This window comes from Neptuniibacter sp. CAU 1671 (assembly GCF_029222905.1).
GTDB lineage: Bacteria > Pseudomonadota > Gammaproteobacteria > Pseudomonadales > Balneatricaceae > Neptuniibacter.
Map to the genome: position 1 here is coordinate 112,027 of NZ_JARHUE010000005.1, position 18,891 is coordinate 130,917.

Annotated in this window: 19 protein-coding genes; 9 read left to right on the forward strand and 10 right to left on the reverse strand. The window is 54.1% G+C overall.

Translation table 11 applies throughout. The features are described from left to right. The first annotated feature begins 92 nt into the window (after positions 1-92). From P2G53_RS10120 to P2G53_RS10130, 3 genes are read left to right on the forward strand one after another with little or no spacing between them, the layout of a single operon-like run. Complete coding sequence (locus P2G53_RS10120) at positions 93-2,186, forward strand: TonB-dependent receptor (RefSeq protein ID WP_275816820.1); 2,094 nt, start codon at positions 93-95, stop codon at positions 2,184-2,186. A gap of 19 nt (positions 2,187-2,205) precedes the next feature. Next, complete coding sequence (locus tag P2G53_RS10125) at positions 2,206-3,591, forward strand: PepSY domain-containing protein (RefSeq protein WP_275816822.1); 1,386 nt, start codon at positions 2,206-2,208, stop codon at positions 3,589-3,591. A gap of 5 nt (positions 3,592-3,596) precedes the next feature. Continuing rightward, positions 3,597-4,343 (forward strand): energy transducer TonB, encoded by a 747-nt coding sequence (locus tag P2G53_RS10130; protein ID WP_275816824.1) that lies wholly within the window; start codon positions 3,597-3,599, stop codon positions 4,341-4,343. Between the two features lie 6 nt (positions 4,344-4,349). Here P2G53_RS10130 and P2G53_RS10135 read toward each other — a convergent pair whose 3' ends face one another. The 6 genes from P2G53_RS10135 to P2G53_RS10160 are packed head-to-tail and all read right to left on the reverse strand — an operon-like array spanning position 4,350 to position 8,900. Next, positions 4,350-5,072, reverse strand: a complete 723-nt coding sequence (locus tag P2G53_RS10135; RefSeq protein WP_275816826.1) for an HAD family hydrolase — start codon at positions 5,070-5,072, stop codon at positions 4,350-4,352. Further along, the gene (xerC, locus tag P2G53_RS10140; protein ID WP_275816828.1) at positions 5,069-5,971 is read right to left on the reverse strand and encodes a tyrosine recombinase XerC; all 903 of its coding nucleotides are present in this window, start codon (positions 5,969-5,971) and stop codon (positions 5,069-5,071) included. Before xerC ends, P2G53_RS10135 begins: the two co-directional genes overlap by 4 nt. A 1-nt stretch (position 5,972) precedes the next feature. After that, positions 5,973-6,665, reverse strand: coding sequence for a DUF484 family protein (locus P2G53_RS10145; RefSeq protein WP_275816830.1), 693 nt, complete (start codon positions 6,663-6,665; stop codon positions 5,973-5,975). Further along, a complete protein-coding gene (gene dapF / locus P2G53_RS10150) occupies positions 6,662-7,492 on the reverse strand; it encodes a diaminopimelate epimerase (protein ID WP_275816832.1) in 831 nt (276 codons plus the stop codon). Before dapF ends, P2G53_RS10145 begins: the two co-directional genes overlap by 4 nt. A 12-nt stretch (positions 7,493-7,504) precedes the next feature. Further along, positions 7,505-8,761 (reverse strand): diaminopimelate decarboxylase, encoded by a 1,257-nt coding sequence (gene lysA, locus P2G53_RS10155; RefSeq protein ID WP_275816834.1) that lies wholly within the window; start codon positions 8,759-8,761, stop codon positions 7,505-7,507. A 10-nt stretch (positions 8,762-8,771) separates the two neighbouring features. Then, entirely contained in the window at positions 8,772-8,900 is a 129-nt protein-coding gene (locus tag P2G53_RS10160; RefSeq protein WP_275816836.1) for a lipoprotein, read from the reverse strand. 165 nt (positions 8,901-9,065) lie between these two features. Between P2G53_RS10160 and cyaY the strand changes: the two genes are divergently transcribed. Next, positions 9,066-9,389, forward strand: a complete 324-nt coding sequence (gene cyaY, locus P2G53_RS10165) for an iron donor protein CyaY (protein WP_275816838.1) — start codon at positions 9,066-9,068, stop codon at positions 9,387-9,389. Here cyaY and waaA read toward each other — a convergent pair. The 3 genes from waaA to P2G53_RS10180 form a co-directional block, all read right to left on the reverse strand. Further along, positions 9,373-10,647 (reverse strand): lipid IV(A) 3-deoxy-D-manno-octulosonic acid transferase, encoded by a 1,275-nt coding sequence (gene waaA, locus P2G53_RS10170; protein WP_275816840.1) that lies wholly within the window; start codon positions 10,645-10,647, stop codon positions 9,373-9,375. The genes cyaY and waaA overlap by 17 nt on opposite strands. A gap of 88 nt (positions 10,648-10,735) precedes the next feature. Then, a complete protein-coding gene (locus P2G53_RS10175) occupies positions 10,736-11,611 on the reverse strand; it encodes an ELM1/GtrOC1 family putative glycosyltransferase (RefSeq protein ID WP_275816843.1) in 876 nt (291 codons plus the stop codon). A gap of 97 nt (positions 11,612-11,708) precedes the next feature. Beyond that, positions 11,709-12,413, reverse strand: a complete 705-nt coding sequence (locus P2G53_RS10180) for a hypothetical protein (RefSeq protein WP_275816845.1) — start codon at positions 12,411-12,413, stop codon at positions 11,709-11,711. A 180-nt stretch (positions 12,414-12,593) separates the two neighbouring features. Here P2G53_RS10180 and nfsA point away from each other — a divergent pair, with 180 nt between their 5' ends. Genes nfsA through P2G53_RS10195 form a run of 3 tightly spaced genes read left to right on the forward strand, consistent with a single transcriptional unit; the run spans position 12,594 to position 15,377 of the window. After that, positions 12,594-13,331 (forward strand): oxygen-insensitive NADPH nitroreductase, encoded by a 738-nt coding sequence (gene nfsA / locus P2G53_RS10185; protein ID WP_275816847.1) that lies wholly within the window; start codon positions 12,594-12,596, stop codon positions 13,329-13,331. A gap of 37 nt (positions 13,332-13,368) precedes the next feature. After that, the gene (locus P2G53_RS10190; protein ID WP_275816849.1) at positions 13,369-14,604 is read left to right on the forward strand and encodes an HDOD domain-containing protein; all 1,236 of its coding nucleotides are present in this window, start codon (positions 13,369-13,371) and stop codon (positions 14,602-14,604) included. A gap of 11 nt (positions 14,605-14,615) precedes the next feature. Beyond that, on the forward strand, positions 14,616-15,377 hold the full coding sequence (locus P2G53_RS10195) for a sulfite exporter TauE/SafE family protein (protein WP_275816851.1): 762 nt from the start codon (positions 14,616-14,618) through the stop codon (positions 15,375-15,377). 57 nt (positions 15,378-15,434) lie between these two features. On the opposite strand, the gene ilvD is transcribed toward P2G53_RS10195, so the two are convergent. Then, complete coding sequence (gene ilvD, locus P2G53_RS10200) at positions 15,435-17,267, reverse strand: dihydroxy-acid dehydratase (RefSeq protein WP_275816853.1); 1,833 nt, start codon at positions 17,265-17,267, stop codon at positions 15,435-15,437. A 106-nt stretch (positions 17,268-17,373) separates the two neighbouring features. Here ilvD and ald point away from each other — a divergent pair, with 106 nt between their 5' ends. Further along, entirely contained in the window at positions 17,374-18,480 is a 1,107-nt protein-coding gene (gene ald / locus P2G53_RS10205) for an alanine dehydrogenase (RefSeq protein ID WP_275816855.1), read from the forward strand. 51 nt (positions 18,481-18,531) lie between these two features. After that, the gene (locus P2G53_RS10210) at positions 18,532-18,774 is read left to right on the forward strand and encodes a hypothetical protein (protein WP_275816857.1); all 243 of its coding nucleotides are present in this window, start codon (positions 18,532-18,534) and stop codon (positions 18,772-18,774) included. The last annotated feature ends 117 nt before the right edge of the window (positions 18,775-18,891 follow it).

Sequence of the window (18,891 nt, forward strand, 5' to 3'; positions counted from 1 at the left end):
CCTTGGCGCGACAATATGCCACATTCTGCCAACCAGTCTTAACTCTTAAACTGTCACGCTATTACTCTCACTGAATCTGGAGCATAGCGCCCATGGAATCTGGCCGAATCAGACCCTGCTGGTCTCATCTGTTCTTTACCTGTCTCGGCTTACCCAACATTTCCACCGTCTATGCCGAAGAACTCATGCCGGTTATGATCGTTACCGCCAGTCGGGATGATGAGCTCAACACTGAGGTGCCCGTCAGCATCGGTGTCGTGAGCCAGCAACAGCTGTCGATGGATCAGGGTGCCCATATTCAGGACAGCACCCGTCAGATGGCCGGAGTCACCATCAATCAGATAAGTGGCAGCTCTTCACACAACACCGGCATCCGCATGCCACTTAACTACGACGGTTATTATCTGTTTCTGCAGGACAATGTGCCGCTGCAATCCGCTGCTTTTTTTAATCATAACGGGCTGCGCTGGAGCAGTTTCAACACCAGCGCGTCACAGATTGAAGTGCTTAAGGGTGCGGGCAGCACCCTCTATGGCTCAGGGGCTGTTGCGGCGACCGTTAACATCATAAGTGAGGAGCCAGGTTTCAGACCTGAGGGCAAACTTTACCTGCAGGCAGGTGAAAACGATGCAGTCCAGACCCGGCTTAGCTACACCGATGCCATCAGCGACGATCAGAGCCTGCTGATTGCAACCTCCTACCTGCAGGACAATGGCTGGCGTGATCATACGGCGCGGGATCGCAAGGAGTTGTTGCTGAAACATCTGTGGCTGCTGGATGACCGAAACGAAATCAAAACCCAGTTCCAAACTTCACGCTCAAATGATGAGATGGCTACGTCCCTGAGCGCAGACGATTATCGTACTGATCCAACCTTGTCCGGACTGGGTGATCAGGTGCTGGCGATTGATCCGATCCGTGAAAGTGACTTTGCCCGCCTCAGTGTGGAGTGGACCCATTTTTACAGTGACCGTCTGGAGCTGAGCCTGATCCCTTACTGGCGGTACAACACCAATGATTATGTTGCCACCTGGAACAGCTACACGCCTCAGGCAGAGAGCACGGTACACAGCCTGGGCCTGCTGGCCAAGGCGACCTACAGTCATGACAACGGTAGCGAAACCCTGTTCGGCATCGATCTGGAACGGTCCGATGCTGATTTCAGCAGCCTGCAACCCTTTACGGTTACCATCAGCGGCTGGAGCGGTAGCACCACCTACCCGGAAGGGTTCAGTTATCAGGATCAGTCGGTGCGTTACAGCAACCTGTCGCCCTATATGCAGCACAACTACCGGTACAGTGACCAACTGATGCTTCAGGCAGGTATCCGTTATGACCACAACCGCTACCGCCTGGATAACCATCTGGTAGAAACCGATGATGACGGATTCGGCAACCGGCAGTTGGCAGATCGCACAGACAGCTTCAACAGCCTGAACCCAAAACTGGGCTTCACCTATCAACTGGATCAGCAGCAGGGGATTTACGGTCGGCTGGCACAGGCCAACCGCCTGCCAACCGCATCTACTCTGTATAACCTGAAAAGCGGTGACAGTGGCTCACTGGTCGGCGGGGTAGAAGAGGAAACTTCTACCACTCTGGAGCTGGGCTACCGTCTGCAGCACAGCCGCGGTTACCTGACCCTGGCCGTCTATCGAATCGATATTGATGACGCGATTGTACTGGCACGCGACGGCAATGATGACACCTACCGCACCAATGCTGGCAGGGTGCAGCATACCGGTATAGAAATCGAAACACGCTACAAACTAAGTCCGGACTGGTCGGCCCAACTGGCCTTCAGTCACTCTCGCCACGCTTTCGATGATTACATCAATAACACAGTCGATTATTCCGGTAATGAGCTGATGCTTGGGCCAAACAACAAAGGATCGGCCAGCCTGCTCTGGCACCCGACCGACAACCCGAAACTCAATCTTGAACTGCAACTCGACTACTTCGGCAACTACTGGATGGATGATGCCAACAGTCGCCGCGCAGATGGTTATACCGTCGCGCACCTGAAAACACGCTATCAGCTGACACCCGACCTGCAACTGCTGACCCGCATCGAAAACCTGTTTGATCGTGACTACGCCTATCAATCGGAGCTGAGTTGGGGCCGCGAAATGTTTTACCCCGGCGCCCCGCTAACCGTCAGCGCAGCACTCGAATACCGTTGGTAACGCCACAGGAGTACTAGATATGAAACGGACGCTTTATCACTGGCACCGTCGAATCGCGATGGTGGTGTTATTGCCACTGTTGCTCTGGGCGATGAGTGGCCTGCTGCATCCACTGATGCGCCTGACTCAGCCTGAGATCGCTCAGCACCACTACCCGCTTCCGGTCTGGCCAGCCAACCTGGCTGGTCCATGGAAAAGCGAGTTACAGACAATCGCGGGGGTCAGGGCAGTCAACGTAGGTGGTAGCTGGTGGCAGCAACAGTGGCAGGACCGTCATACCCCGGCGTCTTTCGTGGATCTAAAAACGGGCGTACCCCGCCCTGACGTTGCTAAGCAATATGCAACTCAACTGGCCCGGCATTTCAGCGGCGATACAACCTCGGCTATTCGTCAGATACGCTTTATTGATCGGTTTAATGATGACTATGCGCCGATTAACCGTCTGCTACCGGTCTGGGAGGTAAGCTTTTACCGCGCTGATGCGCTTAAGGTATATGTGGATATCCGACAGGATCGGCTGGCCACGGTCAGTGACAATACCCGCCGTACACTGCAAACACTGTTTCAAACCCTGCACCTGTGGTCATTCTGGGATGCTAACGCGCATCTGAGAAATGCCGTATTTATGGCCATGACAACGGGTCTGTTATTCATCGGCGCCAGTGGTCTTTACCTGTTTACCGTTTTGCCACTACGTAATAGCACGCTCAATAACAGCCGCAAACTGCATATATGGGGTGGTACGCTGCTCTCGCTAATCCTGTTGATGTTTGCCAACAGTGGACTGATGCGCACCCTTGAAAAACAGCTACCCGAGATGAGAGGGGTAATGCTCAACAGCCAGCCTAATCTGGGAGAGGTAACAGTCAATTTCGCACAGTTGCAACAGCACCTGCCCGACATGACCAATGCCATACTCCACCACCTGGATCGACAACCGGTCTGGCAGGTAAGTCGCTCAGGCAAACCGGATGAATGGATTTCCGCTGTAACCGGACAACGGATTCCGGGTGGAGAGACCGCGTTTGCCCATGCCTTAGCTGCGGCGGCTATTGGCGTTTTGCCAAACACCTCAGACATACAACGGATTGAAAACTTCAGAACATCGGATGATTACAGCTTTATCGACAAACGCCTGCCAGTCATTGCCCTTCATTATCCGGAACACTCGCTTTATCTGGACACTCGTGACGAGGTGCTTTCAAAACAGACGGATACAGCATCAAGACTATTCAATTGGGTATTTCGTTACCTGCATAAATGGCGCTTCGCTGATGGGCTGGGACTCAACACCCGTGATGGTTTAATGGCACTCACCCTGTTACTGCTGAGCATGATTGCAATGCTGGGCGGCAGTTTATGGCTTAAACGCCAACGGGCCCGAACGCGGTCAACATCCGAATAGAGCTTATGACAATTTGCAGCCTGCAGTCTAACGGGGCCATTGCACTGTCAGTATCAGTCGCCCTGCACCTTTTGATCCTGCTTACTCTGCAGCCACAAACAAGGGCTGAGGCAACAACGCAAATATCCGCTCAGCCAACCATCGCCGTTGCGTTGCAAACCTCAACGCCCGTGCAAACAGCGCCTAATCAGGAACAGACTGCTATAAAACCGGAACCCTCAGAACCATTAGTTAAACCCCAACAGACTCAGGCCAAGGTGTCAGCTAATTCGCATACTCAGCCGCTACCTGTCAAAAAAATTGATCGGCCAACAACTGCTCAAAAACCCACAACACCCGCCCCACAAACGACAGCGCTCCTAACCCCGACCACCCCAACACTGCGGACGGTTTCAGCCTCTGCAGCCATCAACCTACAGCAACCGGCCAGTCCACTAAGCGCAGAGCAGACTCACGAGCAGCTAAAAACAGCTTATCTCGCGCTACTCGCATCGGCTATTCAGCAGCAGCAACGTTATCCAAAAAAGTCTAGACAGCGGGCGGAAGAGGGCAGTGTGATGTTAAACCTGAGCATCAATCAGCAAGGAGAATTACTCGCGATAGAGATTATAGAGAGCAGCCGATTCAGCCGTCTGGACCGGGAAGCGACCAGAATGGTCCGGGGCGCGTCACCTTTTCCACCCGTGCCACCTGAACTTGGGACCACCATGTTGGAACTGCACCTGCCAATCAGGTTTGCGCTGACAGATTGAAATCGATTACAACCGCAAACGCTGACCCGAACGCAACGCCAGCTCAGCCACAGTGGAGGGAATCTCGCTAAGACAGCCAACCTGTGCATCCGCCTGCGCCGTATCTGCAGGCAGCGCCTTCAGATTAACCCAGATGGTCCAGAGTCCGGCCTGCCGGGCACCCTCAATATCATGTTGTGGGTGATCGCCCACATGGATCACCTGTTCCGGGCGTAAGCGGGTATGACTGAGCATGGTTTCAAACATCAGCGGGTGCGGTTTCATCTCGCCCACCTCATCCGCTTTGAACTGAAAGTCCATCAAGTCAGCTAGACCCACCCGCTGGATGTCCGCGTTGCCATTACTCAGTGCCCCCAGCTGGTAACCCTGCTGTTTAAGCTGACAAAGCATATCGCGGGCATGAGCAAAAAAGGTCACCTGCTGCCGGGCCTCCAGAAATACCTCGAATGCCTGCTCTGCAAGTCGCTCCAATTCGGCACCGCCATAACCCACCTGTGCCAGACCATGGCGCAGCTGTGCCCGTCTGATAAGGCTGACACTGTGGGCAATGCTCGGTTGCTGATGCAACACGGCCGTGCGCAGGCTGACAAGATCAGACAACTGATACAGCTCGGTAAAGGCTGGGGCATACTGGGCCAGCCAGTCAAACAACGTCTGGTTAGCCTGCCGGATTACAGGATCCACTGCCCACAGCGTGTCATCGAGATCAAAGGTAATACAACGAATCATTTACTGACCTTTTTGGCCCGGGGATGTGCACTTTCATACACCTGCATCAGGTGCTGAAAATCAAGATGAGTATAGATCTGGGTGGTGGATATATCTTCGTGACCGAGCAGTTCCTGCACCGCCCGCAGATCACCACTGGATTCCAGCATATGACTGGCAAAACTGTGGCGCAGCCGGTGCGGATGCACCCGGCCCTGCACTCCCATCTGGCGGCCCCAGTGGTCCATGCGTTGCTGAGCCGCTCGCACCGATAACCGGTTACCCCGGTTGCTGACAAACAAGGCATTATCAAACGCATCCGCCAGTTCATGGCGGTATTCCAGCCAGCAGTCGAGTGCCTGCAACGCTTTACTGCCAATGGGCAACATCCGGCTTTTACGCCCCTTACCGGTCACCACCAGACTCTGATCATGCAGATCCAGATCATTCAGATTGAGGCTGATCAGTTCGGAAACACGCAGACCCGATGAGTAAATCAGCTCCATCATCGCCGCATCCCGGGCCGACACGGCGTCTGTGACCGGTATCTCCAGTAGCTGGCCAATCTGATCCACATCCAGCGTAGCGGGTAAACGTCGTGGGGATTTTGGAGCCTGCACCGCATCCGCCGGGTTATGGCCAGCCTGTTTTTCACGGATCAGAAAGCGGTAAAAACTGCGGATGGCAGAGAGGTGACGCTGGATGCTTTTGCCTGATAAACCCTTACGATGCAGGCCGGCAATATGATGACGAAGTTGCGGGGTCTGAAGCTGTTGCCAGTCTGTAATCTCATGCCGCTCGGCATAGATCAGCAAACCATGGAGGTCGCGGCGGTAATTACTCAGGGTATGGCCGGAGAGCTGGCGTTCGCTGGCCAGGTACTGCAGAAACTGCTCCAGACCGGCCAGCAAAACACTCATGTTATTGTCCCTGATGCAGAATCCGGCTGACGATACGGCTCAGCACTTCGCCTACATAGTTAAGCAGCACCGTGCCCTGACTGCTCTGGAAATAGGTCGGATCGTAACTGCCAATGGCCAGCAGTCCAAGCGTTTCCCCCTGTACCAGCGGCACAACCGCAGCCGACTGCACCTTGTTGGCCTGATCCAGGAAGATAAACCGGTTTTCTACTTCAGTCAGCTGACCGCAACAGGGCAGGTTTGAGCAGACCAGAGAGTCAATCACGGAGGCTTCCGCGCGTGGCATCAACTGCAGGTTATTGCCAGACATCGGTACCTCAGTAAACAGGATCAGACTGGTAATATCACTGTGAAAGTCCTGACACAGGCTCTCATCGATCGCCACGGCGATATCGTCCAGATTTTCAGCTTCCAGCAGCGCCAGCACCATGCGTTTGGTTTTCTCAAACTGCACATCGTTATAACGTGCCACCTCAATCAGATCCGACAGGTGCGAACTCAGATTCTGGTTTCGCTCACGCAGTAACGAAGTCTGGCGCTCCACCAGCGAGACGGCACGGCCTGTTTCATGCGGTACCTGCATTACTTCCAGCAAACGGCTGTTGCCAACAAAAAAATCCGGATGCTGCAGCAGATATTCCGCCACCTGCGCCGGTGAAATGGCAGTTGTAGACTCAGCTTCGCTGTTCATCATAAGAAAATCTGTCCTTCAAAAACGGTCATAGCTGGCCCCGTCATAATGACCGGTTCACCCTCACCCGTCCAGCTTATCTCCAGCGCACCGCCCGGCAGATGCACCTTTACCGGCATATCCAGCAGACCACGCAGACTGCCTGCAACCACTGCAGCACAGGCGCCGGTACCACAGGCCCGGGTTTCACCCACACCCCGTTCAAATACCCGCAGTTTGATCTCGTTACGCGACACCACCTGCATAAAACCGATATTGGCTTTGGCAGGGAAACGTGGATGGGCTTCCAGAGCCGGTCCGAGTGTTTCAACCGGCGCAGTGGACACATCATCCACCAGCAGAACACCATGCGGATTACCCATGGAAACAGCGCTCAGTTCAACCGTGGTATCCAGTACATCCACTAAATAGGTGATTGCCTGCTGGTCTGCCTGAAACGGTATTTCAGCCGGTGCCAGTCGGGGCGCACCCATGTTCACTTCAACCTGTTTGTCCTGACGCAGTTTGAGCAGGACACGACCATTGGCCGTCTGCACCCAGATCTCCTGTTTGGCTGTCAGTCTTTTATCCCGAACAAAACGGGCAAAACAGCGAGCCCCGTTACCGCAGTTCTCCACCTCAGACCCATCCGCATTAAAGATGCGATAGGAGAAGTCCACGTCGGGCTCGGTCGGCGGTTCGACAATCAATAGCTGATCAAAACCGATACCGGTATGACGATCACCCAGTTTTTTGACCAGTTTTGGCGTCACTTTAATGCGCTGGCTCACCAGATCCAGCACCATAAAATCGTTGCCCAAACCATGCATTTTGGTAAAACGCACCAGCATTGCCTTAGCCCCTCAACGATCCTTTGGCAGTAACTGTTCGCCACGCAGCATGTCGTTTACCGACTCACGCTGACGAATCAGATAGTGTTTGTTGTCATCGACCATCACTTCGGCCGGACGACCACGGGTGTTGTAGTTAGACGCCATCACGAAACCGTACGCCCCCGCCGAACACACTGCCAGCAGATCACCCGGCTGCAGATTCAACTGCCTGCTTTTGCCCAGAAAATCACCGGTTTCACACACCGGCCCCACCAGATCCCAGCTCTGGATATCTTCTGTTTCACGAATCTGAAGCGGAATAATCTCCTGATAGGCGCTGTACAGTGCCGGGCGGATCAGGTCATTCATTGCGCCATCGATAATGGCGAAATTCTTGGCTTCGGTCTGTTTCAGGAACTCAACCCGGGTCAGCAATACACCGGCATTGGCGGCAATCGAACGACCCGGCTCAAAGATCAACTCCAGGTCACGCCCCTGCAGTTTGTCCAGAATCGCAGCGATATACTCACCGGGGGTTGGCGGCACTTCGTCTGTGTAACAGACACCCAGACCGCCACCCAGATCCAGATGTTTGATCTCAATGCCCATGCCTGCCAGTTGATCCAGCAGCAGTAACACCCGGTCCAGTGCATCCAGGAAAGGAGCAATTTCGGTCAACTGACTGCCGATATGACAATCGATACCAGAGACATGGACGTTGCTCATCTCTGCGGCACGCTGATAGATACGCGGTGCATCATCAATTGCGATACCGAATTTATTCTCTTTCAGGCCGGTGGAGATGTAGGGGTGAGTCCCGGCATCCACATCAGGGTTTACACGGAAAGAGATGGTCGCAACTTTACCCTCTTCAGCGGCAACGGCATTAACACGCTCCAGCTCCGCTTCGGATTCGATATTGAAGCAACGGATGCCCACGTCCAGCGCACGTTTGATCTCATGTGGCTGTTTGCCAACACCGGAAAACACCACCCGTGCCGGATCACCACCGGCACGCAGTACCCGCTCCAGCTCACCTATGGACACAATGTCAAAACCGGAACCGAGACGGGCCAGTACATTCAAAACAGCGATATTGGAGTTGGCCTTAACCGCATAACAGACCAGCGAACGCTGCCCCTGCAGTGCCTGAGCATAGGCCAGATAGGCCTGCTCCAGCGCATCACGGGAGTAAACATAGGTGGGCGTACCGTATTCATCCGCGATACGCTCCAGTGCCAGCTCTTCGCAGTACAGCTGGCCATTACGATATTCAAAACTGTCCATTCAGCTCTCTTTATTTCTGCGCAGCGTTTTGTTGTGTTTCATCCGGCAGATACAGCGGGCCTTTCTGACCGCAACCACCCAGCAAGACCAGAGAACCCAAAACGATGGAGAGCAGGATATTGTAGAGTCGGTTTTGCACAATCAGACACCCAATGGTTAATGGCTAAGCCGTCGATTATACCTAAAGCCAACGCTCCCGCTAAGGCCGATCTACGCTTAATTTGGGATGAGTCACCCGGGTAAATTGGCTATACTCCCGCCAACACCCCATCCCGCAAAACCAAGAGTGACAGTGGAGCCCCGCATGACTGAAAGCGAATTCTATGATCAGGTCGACGAAACCCTGCAACATATAGAAGAAATTCTGGATGAAGCGGAAACGGATCTGGACTATCGCAATGCGGGTGGCATTCTGACAGTGATCTGTGAAAACGGCTCTCAGGTGATCTTCACCCGTCAGACACCGGTCAAACAGCTCTGGGTCGCAGCACGCAGTGGCGGCTTCCATTTTGACTTTGACAGCGAAACTAAGCGCTGGGTCAGAGATACAGATCAGCAGCCTCTGGCTGACCTGTTACAGGCTGTATTTTCCGAGCAGGCTGGTGAAACGTTCAGCTTTGATCTTTAAGCATGGCCTCTAACACCAGCAGGTAAAGGCGCTCTAATGCGCCTTTATTTTGGGCTACAAAAGCGGCACCCGCCTGACCCACCTGCTTTGCCAGCGCGGGCTGCTCTAACCAGAGACCCAGCTGCCGAGTCAGCTCATCTACATCAGCTACCGGTATCAGACCACCCGCCTCAGCCAGCATCTGTGTAATCGACTGAAAATTAAAACAGTGCGGCCCCATCAACACCGGTTTACCCAGCGCGGCGGGTTCCAGCGGGTTATGACCACCCCGTTCGATCAGACTGCCACCAACAAACACCAGGTCAGCGGCCTGATAAAACAGCATCATTTCGCCCATGGTATCTGCCAGATACACCGCTGTATCTTCCGATACAGGCTGTCCCTGACTACGCCGACTGAGACAAAGACCGGTCGCATTGACCAGTGTCGCGACAGATTCAAACCGCTCAGGATGCCGGGGCACAAGCACCAGTAACAGGGTTGGAAATGCCTTGTGTAATAACTGCAGACTCTCTAACAGAAGCCGTTCTTCACCCTCATGAGTACTGCCCGCCACGATCACCGGCCGGCCTGCACCCCACAGTGCCCGCAGCTGTTCCGCCCTCTCTGGCAGATCGTGGGCAATATCCAGATCAAATTTGATACTGCCGGTTACCGCTACCCTTTCTGACAGCAGCCCCAGAGCCACCAGTCGCGAGGCATCCGCCTGATGCTGTGCCGCCACCCGGGTCAGTGCACTGAGCATCTGCCGGGTCAGGCCGGCAAACCGGGCATAGCCCTGTGCGGAACGTTCAGACAAACGGGCATTGGCAAGCAACACCGACACCTGACTTTTTTTGCAGGCAAACAGCATATTGGGCCAGAGTTCGGTTTCAACGATCAGCAGACCCCGGGGACGCACACGGTCCATAAAACGCCCCATCGCATCCGGCAGATCATACGGGCAATAACAGTGTGCTACCCGATTGCCGAATAAGGCCTGCGCTCGCGCGGCACCGGTAGGTGTCATATTTGTGAGCAACAACGGGAGATCCGGATGACGCTGCAGCAGTAACTCCACCAGCGGTGCGATCGCTACGGTTTCACCCACGGAGACTGCATGTATCCAGAGCGGTGCGTTTGAATGCCTGGGCACAAAACCAAAACGCTGTCCGATATGACGACGGTATTCCGGCGCCTTACTACCACGCCGCCAGAGGCGTAACAGCACCATTGGTAATGCCAGATACCAGAGCAAACTATAAAAAAACCGCAACATCCTAAACCCTTAGCCAGACAGACCGGCACAGCGACATGTATGCCGCCACCGCGGTGGAAGTTATTCTATCCAGATCCGCCTTACGCATTCAAAACCAGCCTTTGGCCAGAATCAGCTCGGCACAACGCCCCGCTTCATCCAACACGATCGTCGAGGATAACGGGGAACCCTGAATATAATCGTCCCAGTGCAGGATCAGACCTTGCTCTTGCAGCGTCGAGAGTCCACGACCCAGCCGGCCATCCCGTCCACCCTCAACAGGCAAGGTACCTACCTGGCAACCGGCACTCAGCGATTCATAAACCATGGAAACACTGTCCTCGGTCACCCAGCAAACCTCTGTAGCAGAGAGCACCGTGGGCAACCAGCCTGATTCCGTTTCCGCTGCCGGGAACACCTGCACCCCCTGAAGTTGCTGCAATTCAGCCAGTGTGCTGTTCGGCGTACGACGGGATGTAGTCAGCTGCCACTGTCGCGCAGGATCTCTCTCCAGAATGGCGTTTAGTTGTGTCAGCAGTTTTGCTTCATCCCAACGCACATGTTTGCTGGGACCACCAATCAGGAAAATGCCTGTGTTTGCCTGTTTCTCCGCCGGATGCATGCGGTTCAGAGCGCCGCGCGTTGCAACAATATTGCCTTTAAGCGCTGGCTGGTCATGTTCCGGAATCAGACAGAGATCAAACCAAGCTAAGGGCAAGGTAGGTTTCATCAACACAACGGCAGGAACCTGCCATTTCCGCGCCAGCAACAGCAGGCTGCGATGGGTAGCGTGTCCAGCACCCAGCACTAACACCACATCAGACTTTTCGCCCGGTAGCAGTGCGGCTAACTGCTGTTTCAGATTGAGGGGAGTTTGCAGTCGGACCTGCAGCTCGGGACGGCGTTTTTGCAACGCCTCCGCTAACCCCAGACTTTGATTGAGGTGACCCGGTTTACCGTCGCTGACAATACAGATATAGGACACGTACACTCCGCGTTAAAAACAACCATCTGACCCGGTACAAAAATGAATGGTCGTATCATACGCGATGTTCAGGGAATCCCCTAAACGCTGCAGAGAATCAGGAGTTTTGCTGTCGTCGCCGACCAAACTGAAGCTGATGCTGCAGGCTCAGTCTGAGCGCACTGATGGAAAGGCGAAGCCAGGGCAGCAATCGCCCGGTCTGACCTTTGCTGAAGAGCGTAGCCGCGGTCATCCGAATCGGCAGATTCAGCTGACAAACAGACAGCAGCATACACAGATCACTGTCATCACTGCCGGGCGGAAAGCCGCCCAACGATGAAAGCAAACGCTTACTTATACAGTAGCCCTGCTCCGGCAACGGCAGTTTCAATGAGCGACTGAGCAGATTGATCACAGGGTTAAGGAGACGGAAACGCAGGGGCGCTGAAGGCAAATAACGCACCCGGGCACAGATGACACCGGATACACCGGCCTGCTGCAGTGATTGCATCTCAGCAATCAGCTCAGCATCTAATCGATGGTCAGGCCGCAAAAACCACAGCCATTCACCCTGCGCCGTGGCTGCCGCAGTATTCAGTTGCGCCGTTACACTCTCAGCAGCACAGAGCCACTTCAGGTTACAGTGAGCAAGCGTGGCTTGCGCTGGCTTCTTATCCAACTGTTTGAAAAAACTACCGCTGCTGACAAAAATCACTTCGGCACCCTGCGGCAGGGTCCGCATGGCGTTCAACCAGTCATGATCCAGAATTGTTTGTCTGCCCAACGGTATTATGACCGATAAAGAGGGCATTGCAGTTTCCATGGGTCTACAGCTCCGCAAAGGTCAACAAAGAGGCGTGTCATCCATATTGCGCCGCACAAGAACAGATCATCATAATACTTTTTGCTAATCTGTTGCAAAAATGAACAATGCCACACTCTGCTGGTCTCTGCACGTAAACGATTGATATGATCCTGTTTCACCCCAAATGACTGAATAACCATGAATGATGTTATTGATCTGATCAAGTCCCACCGCTCGATTCGTAAGTTCCTTGCTCAGCCTGTTGATCAGGACCTTCTGCAACGTTGTATTGAAGCCGGGCAGTCTGCTTCTACCTCGAGTTTTATTCAGGCGTGCACCGTAATTCAGGTCACCCAACCCGACCTCAGATCGTCTTTGGCGGAATGGGCCGGTAATCAGGCTTATGTCGAGCAGGCGCCGGTATTTCTGGTGTTCTGTGCAGATATGCACCGTCATCAACTCGCCTGCGATATGCATGATGCACCTATGCAGTCGGGATTTACCGAACAGTTCATCACCGCCACCGTAGACTGCGCGCTGTTTGCCCAAAATGTGGCGCTGGCGGCAGAGTCAGAAGGGCTTGGGACTGTATTTATTGGCGGCATCCGCAACCAGATTGACAAGGTAGCCGATGCTCTTGAACTGCCCGCACTGGTGTATCCTGTATTCGGGCTTTGTCTGGGCTATCCTGATCAGAACCCTGAGGTAAAACCTCGCCTGCCGTTATCGGTGGTGCTGAAGCAAAATAGCTACAATTTTACTAAAGATTGCGATGATATTGCCGAATACGATAAGGCTGTGCGTGACTATTACCGCACCCGAACCGGTGGTCAGAAGGAGATGACCTGGAGCGAACAGATCTCAGGTATGCTGGTCAAAGAAGCCCGGCCGCATATGCTGAGTTTCCTCCAAAGCCGCGGCTTTCTTAAAAAATAACTATCTCCATCAAGCTGTATCTGAATAGGAGTCGCCAGTGGCGAGTCAATTAGATAACGAAGAATCACTCGATCTGTTGCTGGCGCGACAGCCGGTCTTTAACAAAAGTCAGGATGTTGTCGCTTATCTGTTGCTGTACCGGAATACGGAAGGCGGTCTGCCAGCCGAGCTGAATGATCATCTTGCCACCTCTTCGGTCATTCTCAACACCTATGCCAGCATCTGTCAGCAGGGCGAAGTGCGTCACCTGCCCTGTTACATCAAGGTTACCGATTCCACCCTGATGTCCGAGCATTTTCCGGAGCTGCCTAAAGAGCACTTTGTACTGGAAATCCTCAGCCATTCCAAAATCACACCCGAATTTGTTGAACGCGTGGCTGAGCTGGCGCAGTTAGGTTACCGGCTGGCCTTGTGTGATTATGAGCCGGCTGAACGTTACCTACCGCTGCTGAAACATATCCATATCCTTAAACTGGATCTGCAGCGTTTTGGTCTGGATCGCATTGAACAAATCGTGCATGACCTGAAACCTTATAACCTTGAACTGCTGGCCGACAAAGTCGAAACCCAGGAAGAGTTCCGTAAATGTTACGAACTCGGGTTCGGATTGTTTCAGGGCTACTTCCTTAGCAAGCCGGAACCGATTAAAGGCAAGAAACTCAGCAGCAGCAAAGTGTTACTGCTTCAGCTGATGCTGGAGCTGCAGAGCCCGCACGCCTCTGCCGCCTCAGTTGAACAGATCGTCATTAACGATCCTCTGCTGACCTACCGGATTTTGCGAGTGGTCAATTCCGCCGCATTCAACGTGCAGCGCGAGATTAAATCCCTCTCCCATGCCATTACCCTGCTGGGCTTTGATCAGATCCGCAAATGGGTCAGTCTGTTCCTGGTCTCTGACACCGCAGACAAACCCGAAGAGCTGACCCGCATCATGCTGGTTCGGGGCCGAATGTGTGAAATCATCGGCGAGATGACCGGACTTGATCAACCGATCAGCGCCTTTATTACCGGCCTGTTTTCTCAATTGGATGTTCTGTTGGACATGCGCATGGGCGACCTGCTTTCTCAGGTGCCGCTGCAGGATGAAGTAAAAGCGGCTCTGCTCGATCGCAGCGGACAGTTGGGCACAATTCTGCATGAAGTCGAACTCTACGAAGCGGGCGAATTCGACAACATGAAAAACCTGTTGGAAACCCGTTTTTATGAAACGGCCTACCGCCACAGCCTCTCCTGGTCACAACAGGTGATGCAGACCCTGTACACCAACGATTAAACCGGTGCCACATGGACGTTGGCATGCTCTTCCCCGACCTGATCAGTGACTGGGTCATTATTGTTCTGATGCTAACGACCGGAATTACTTCCTTTATAACCGCCGCCATGGGCATTGGTGGCGGTGTTCTGTTACTGGTGGTGATGGCGTCATTTGTGCCGATCACCGCGCTGATTCCGGTTCACGGTCTGGTGCAGATGGGTTCCAACGCCAATCGTGCCTGGCTGACCCGCCACCATACCGACTGGCAACTGGTAGCAGGTTTTGCCCTTGGTGCTGCGCTGGGTGCTGCCGTTGCCTCGCTGATTGTGGTGCAACTGCCGTTACAGGTGATTCAGCTATCCGTAGCGTTATTTATCCTGTATCTGGTCTGGGGACCCAAACCACGTCAAACCCAGATAACGCGTTCCGGCCATATTATCAGCGGAGGCCTGACCACTCTGCTATCGATGTTTGTCGGCGTCACCGGGCCGTTGGTGGCCGGGCTGATTCATCGCCAGCAATATGACAAGCTGGCCACCACTGCCAACTTTGCTACCTGCATGAGCGTGCAGCATGTTTTAAAGCTGGTGGTATTCTCGGCGGTGGGTTTTTCCTTCTGGCAGTGGCTGCCACTGATCATCCTGATGGTGCTCAGCGGCATGGTCGGCACCTGGATCGGCATGAAGGTTTTACACCGGATCTCAACCGATCGTTTTCGACAGCTGTTCCGAATCAGCATCACACTGCTGGCTCTACGGCTACTCTGGCAGGGGCTGAGCCAGTTTTTCTGAGCCAGGTTCAGATACAAAAAAGGCAGCCAGATGGCTGCCTTTTTCAATCAGACGGGTTTAGTCCAGCTGCGACAGATCTCGCACCGCGCCTTTGTCCGCCGAGGTTGCCAGTTTGGCATAGGCCTTCAGCGCTGCCGACACTTTACGAGGACGCTCTTTAGCTGGTTTCCAGCCCAGTTTATCCTGTTCGGCGCGACGTGCAGCCAGTTCTTCATCTGACAACAGCACATCGATGGTCCGATTCGGAATATCGATACGAATACGATCACCGTTACGTACCAGACCGATCGTGCCACCCGCCGCCGCTTCAGGCGAAACGTGACCAATTGACAGGCCTGAAGTACCACCAGAGAAACGACCATCGGTCAGCAGGGCACAGGCTTTACCCAGGCCTTTGGATTTGATGTAGGAGGTTGGGTAGAGCATCTCCTGCATACCCGGACCACCGCGTGGCCCTTCATAACGCACGATTACCACGTCACCGGCTTTGACTTTATCCTCCAGCACGTTCGCAACCGCTTCATCCTGAGACTCGGTAATATGCGCCGGGCCTTCAAATACCAGAATGGAGTCATCCACACCGGCCGTTTTCACCACACAACCATCCTGCGCCAGGTTGCCGTGCAGAACCGCCAGACCGCCTTCCAGTGAGAAAGCATGCTCAAGGGAACGGATACAACCGTTAGCACGGTCACCATCCAGTGATGGCCAGCGAGTCGCCTGACTGAACGCCACCTGCGTTGGAATTCCAGCGGGACCCGCTTTGAAGAACTCAACCACTTCAGGAGTCGGGTTGCGCATGATATCCCACTCATCCAGCGCATCCTTCATGGTCGCAGAGTGAACGGTCGGTACATCGGTATGCAGTTTACCGGCCCGATCCAGCTCACCCAGAATGCCCATGATGCCACCGGCACGGTGCACATCTTCAATATGGTATTTCTGGGTATTCGGCGCCACCTTACACAGCTGCGGCACTTCACGGGACATGCGGTCAATATCGTGCAGGGTAAACTCAATCTCCGCTTCCTGAGCTACAGCCAGCAAGTGAAGAATGGTATTGGTGGAACCGCCCATGGCGATATCCAGCGTGATCGCGTTTTCAAAGGCTTTGACGCCTACAGAACGCGGCAGCACGGTTTCATCGTCCTGTTCGTAATAACGTTTGGCCAGCTCAACAATCAGATGACCAGCACGTTTGAACAGCTGCTCTCGGTCCGCATGGGTCGCCAGCACGGTACCGTTACCGGGCAGGGACAGACCCAGCGCTTCAGTCAGACAGTTCATGGAGTTGGCCGTGAACATACCGGAGCAGGAACCGCAGGTTGGACAGGCAGAACGCTCAACCGCATCCACTTCTTCATCACTGGCGTTTGGATCGGCTGCCAGCACCATGGCATCCACCAGATCCAGCTTATGATCGGCCAGTTTGGTTTTACCTGCTTCCATCGGCCCGCCAGAGACAAAGACCACCGGGATATTCAGGCGCATAGCCGCCATCAGCATCCCCGGGGTGATCTTGTCACAGTTGGAGATACAGACCAGCGCATCAGCACAATGCGCGTTAACCATGTATTCGACCGAGTCAGCGATAATATCGCGTGATGGCAGCGAGTAGAGCATGCCGTCATGCCCCATGGCGATGCCATCATCAACCGCAATGGTATTGAACTCTTTGGCAACACCACCGGCTTTTTCAATCTCACGCGCCACCAGCTGCCCCATATCTTTCAGGTGCACATGCCCTGGCACAAACTGGGTGAATGAGTTGGCAACAGCAATAATCGGCTTATGAAAGTCTTCATCTTTCATTCCGGTGGCACGCCACAGGGCGCGGGCACCCGCCATATTCCGGCCGGCGGTCGATGTCTTGGAGCGATACTGAGGCATGGAACTATCCTTACGATCTTATTCAACGTGGCAAGTATAACGGAATCTCTGCCTGCCTGCGCCTGTCTATCTATACTGCAAACAAAGTTCTTTTGGAGGTCAGCGTATGGATATTGGCGTACCTAAAGAGATTAAAAATCACGAATACAGGGTTGCTCTGCCACCTGCCGGAGTACAGCAACTCATCAAGGCCGGCCATAAAGTCCGGGTTGAAACCCGCGCCGCCGATCATCTGGGATTTTCGGACCAGGATTACCGCAACGCCGGCGCACAGATCTGCAACAGCGCCGTGGAAGTATGGGATCAATCCACACTGATCCTTAAGGTGAAAGAGCCCCAGCCGGGTGAGTGTGATTACCTGCGGGCTGATCATATCCTGTTCACCTACCTGCATCTGGCGGCGGATGAACCGCTGACCGAGCGTTTACTGGCCTCAGGCTGTACCGCGATTGCTTACGAAACGGTTACCGGCAGACAGGGTGACCTGCCGCTACTGACCCCCATGAGTGAGGTCGCCGGGCGCATGTCCGTACAGGCAGGCGCCCACTGCCTTGAGATTTCTCAGCAGGGACGTGGCGTGTTACTCAGCGGCGTGCCGGGGGTGGAAGCGGGGCGAGTGGTCATTCTGGGCGGTGGCGTGGTGGGCAGCAATGCCGCCAAGGTCGCGCTGGGCATGGGCGCCGACGTGACCATACTCGATACTTCCGCCACCCGACTGGCCTGGCTGGAACAGAACTTCTCCGGCAAACTCACTACCCTCTATTCCACCGCAGACAGTATTGAACAAACGGTCCTCTGCGCTGATCTGGTGATCGGCGCGGTGTTAATTCCCGGTGCCGCCGCACCCAAGCTGGTGTCAGAAGAACTGGTCAGCCGTATGAAACAGGGCGCTGTACTGGTTGATGTGGCGATTGATCAGGGCGGTTGTTTCGCCACCAGCTCAGCGACCACCCACAGCAACCCGACCTTTATTAAACATGGCGTAGTGCATTATTGCGTGGCGAATATGCCAGGTGCAGTGGCCCGAACCTCGAGTCAGGCACTCAGTAACGTCACACTGCCGTATGTGCTGCAACTGGCCAATCATGGCTGGCGCAGCGCTTTTGCCAAAGACCCCGGGTTTGCCAACGGACTGAATGTGCATCAGGGACAGATCTACTGCCCAGGGGTGGCCAGTGCATTCAACCGGACGCTGGCGACGCTCCCGGCTTGATCCCGGTTCAGGCAATCACTACTCTGTGGACCAAACAATACGAGGTTGCAGATGTCTTCACTTGATAAAAAAGCCATCCGTTCTGATATATGGATGCAGCGTTTTATGAAAACCGGTATCCCGGTCGCCATTGTCAGCATTATCTGCCTCTGGGCAGGCTGGCTCTTCAAGATTCCCGGACTGGGCAGTGTTTTTATGATCACAGCCAGCATCGCGCTGATCATCGGTCTGCTTTATAACGTCAGGTTTGTGATTCTTTCTGTGCGACAACTGAAAGAAAAACAAGACGACTGAACCAGTTCATTTAGGATTCAGAGGCGGGCAGTTAGGCTGTGGTTATTTTCACCCGCTGCTCAGTATGCTCTACTGCATATATGATGTGTGGAGCAACCGTTACGGATTCTGAACACT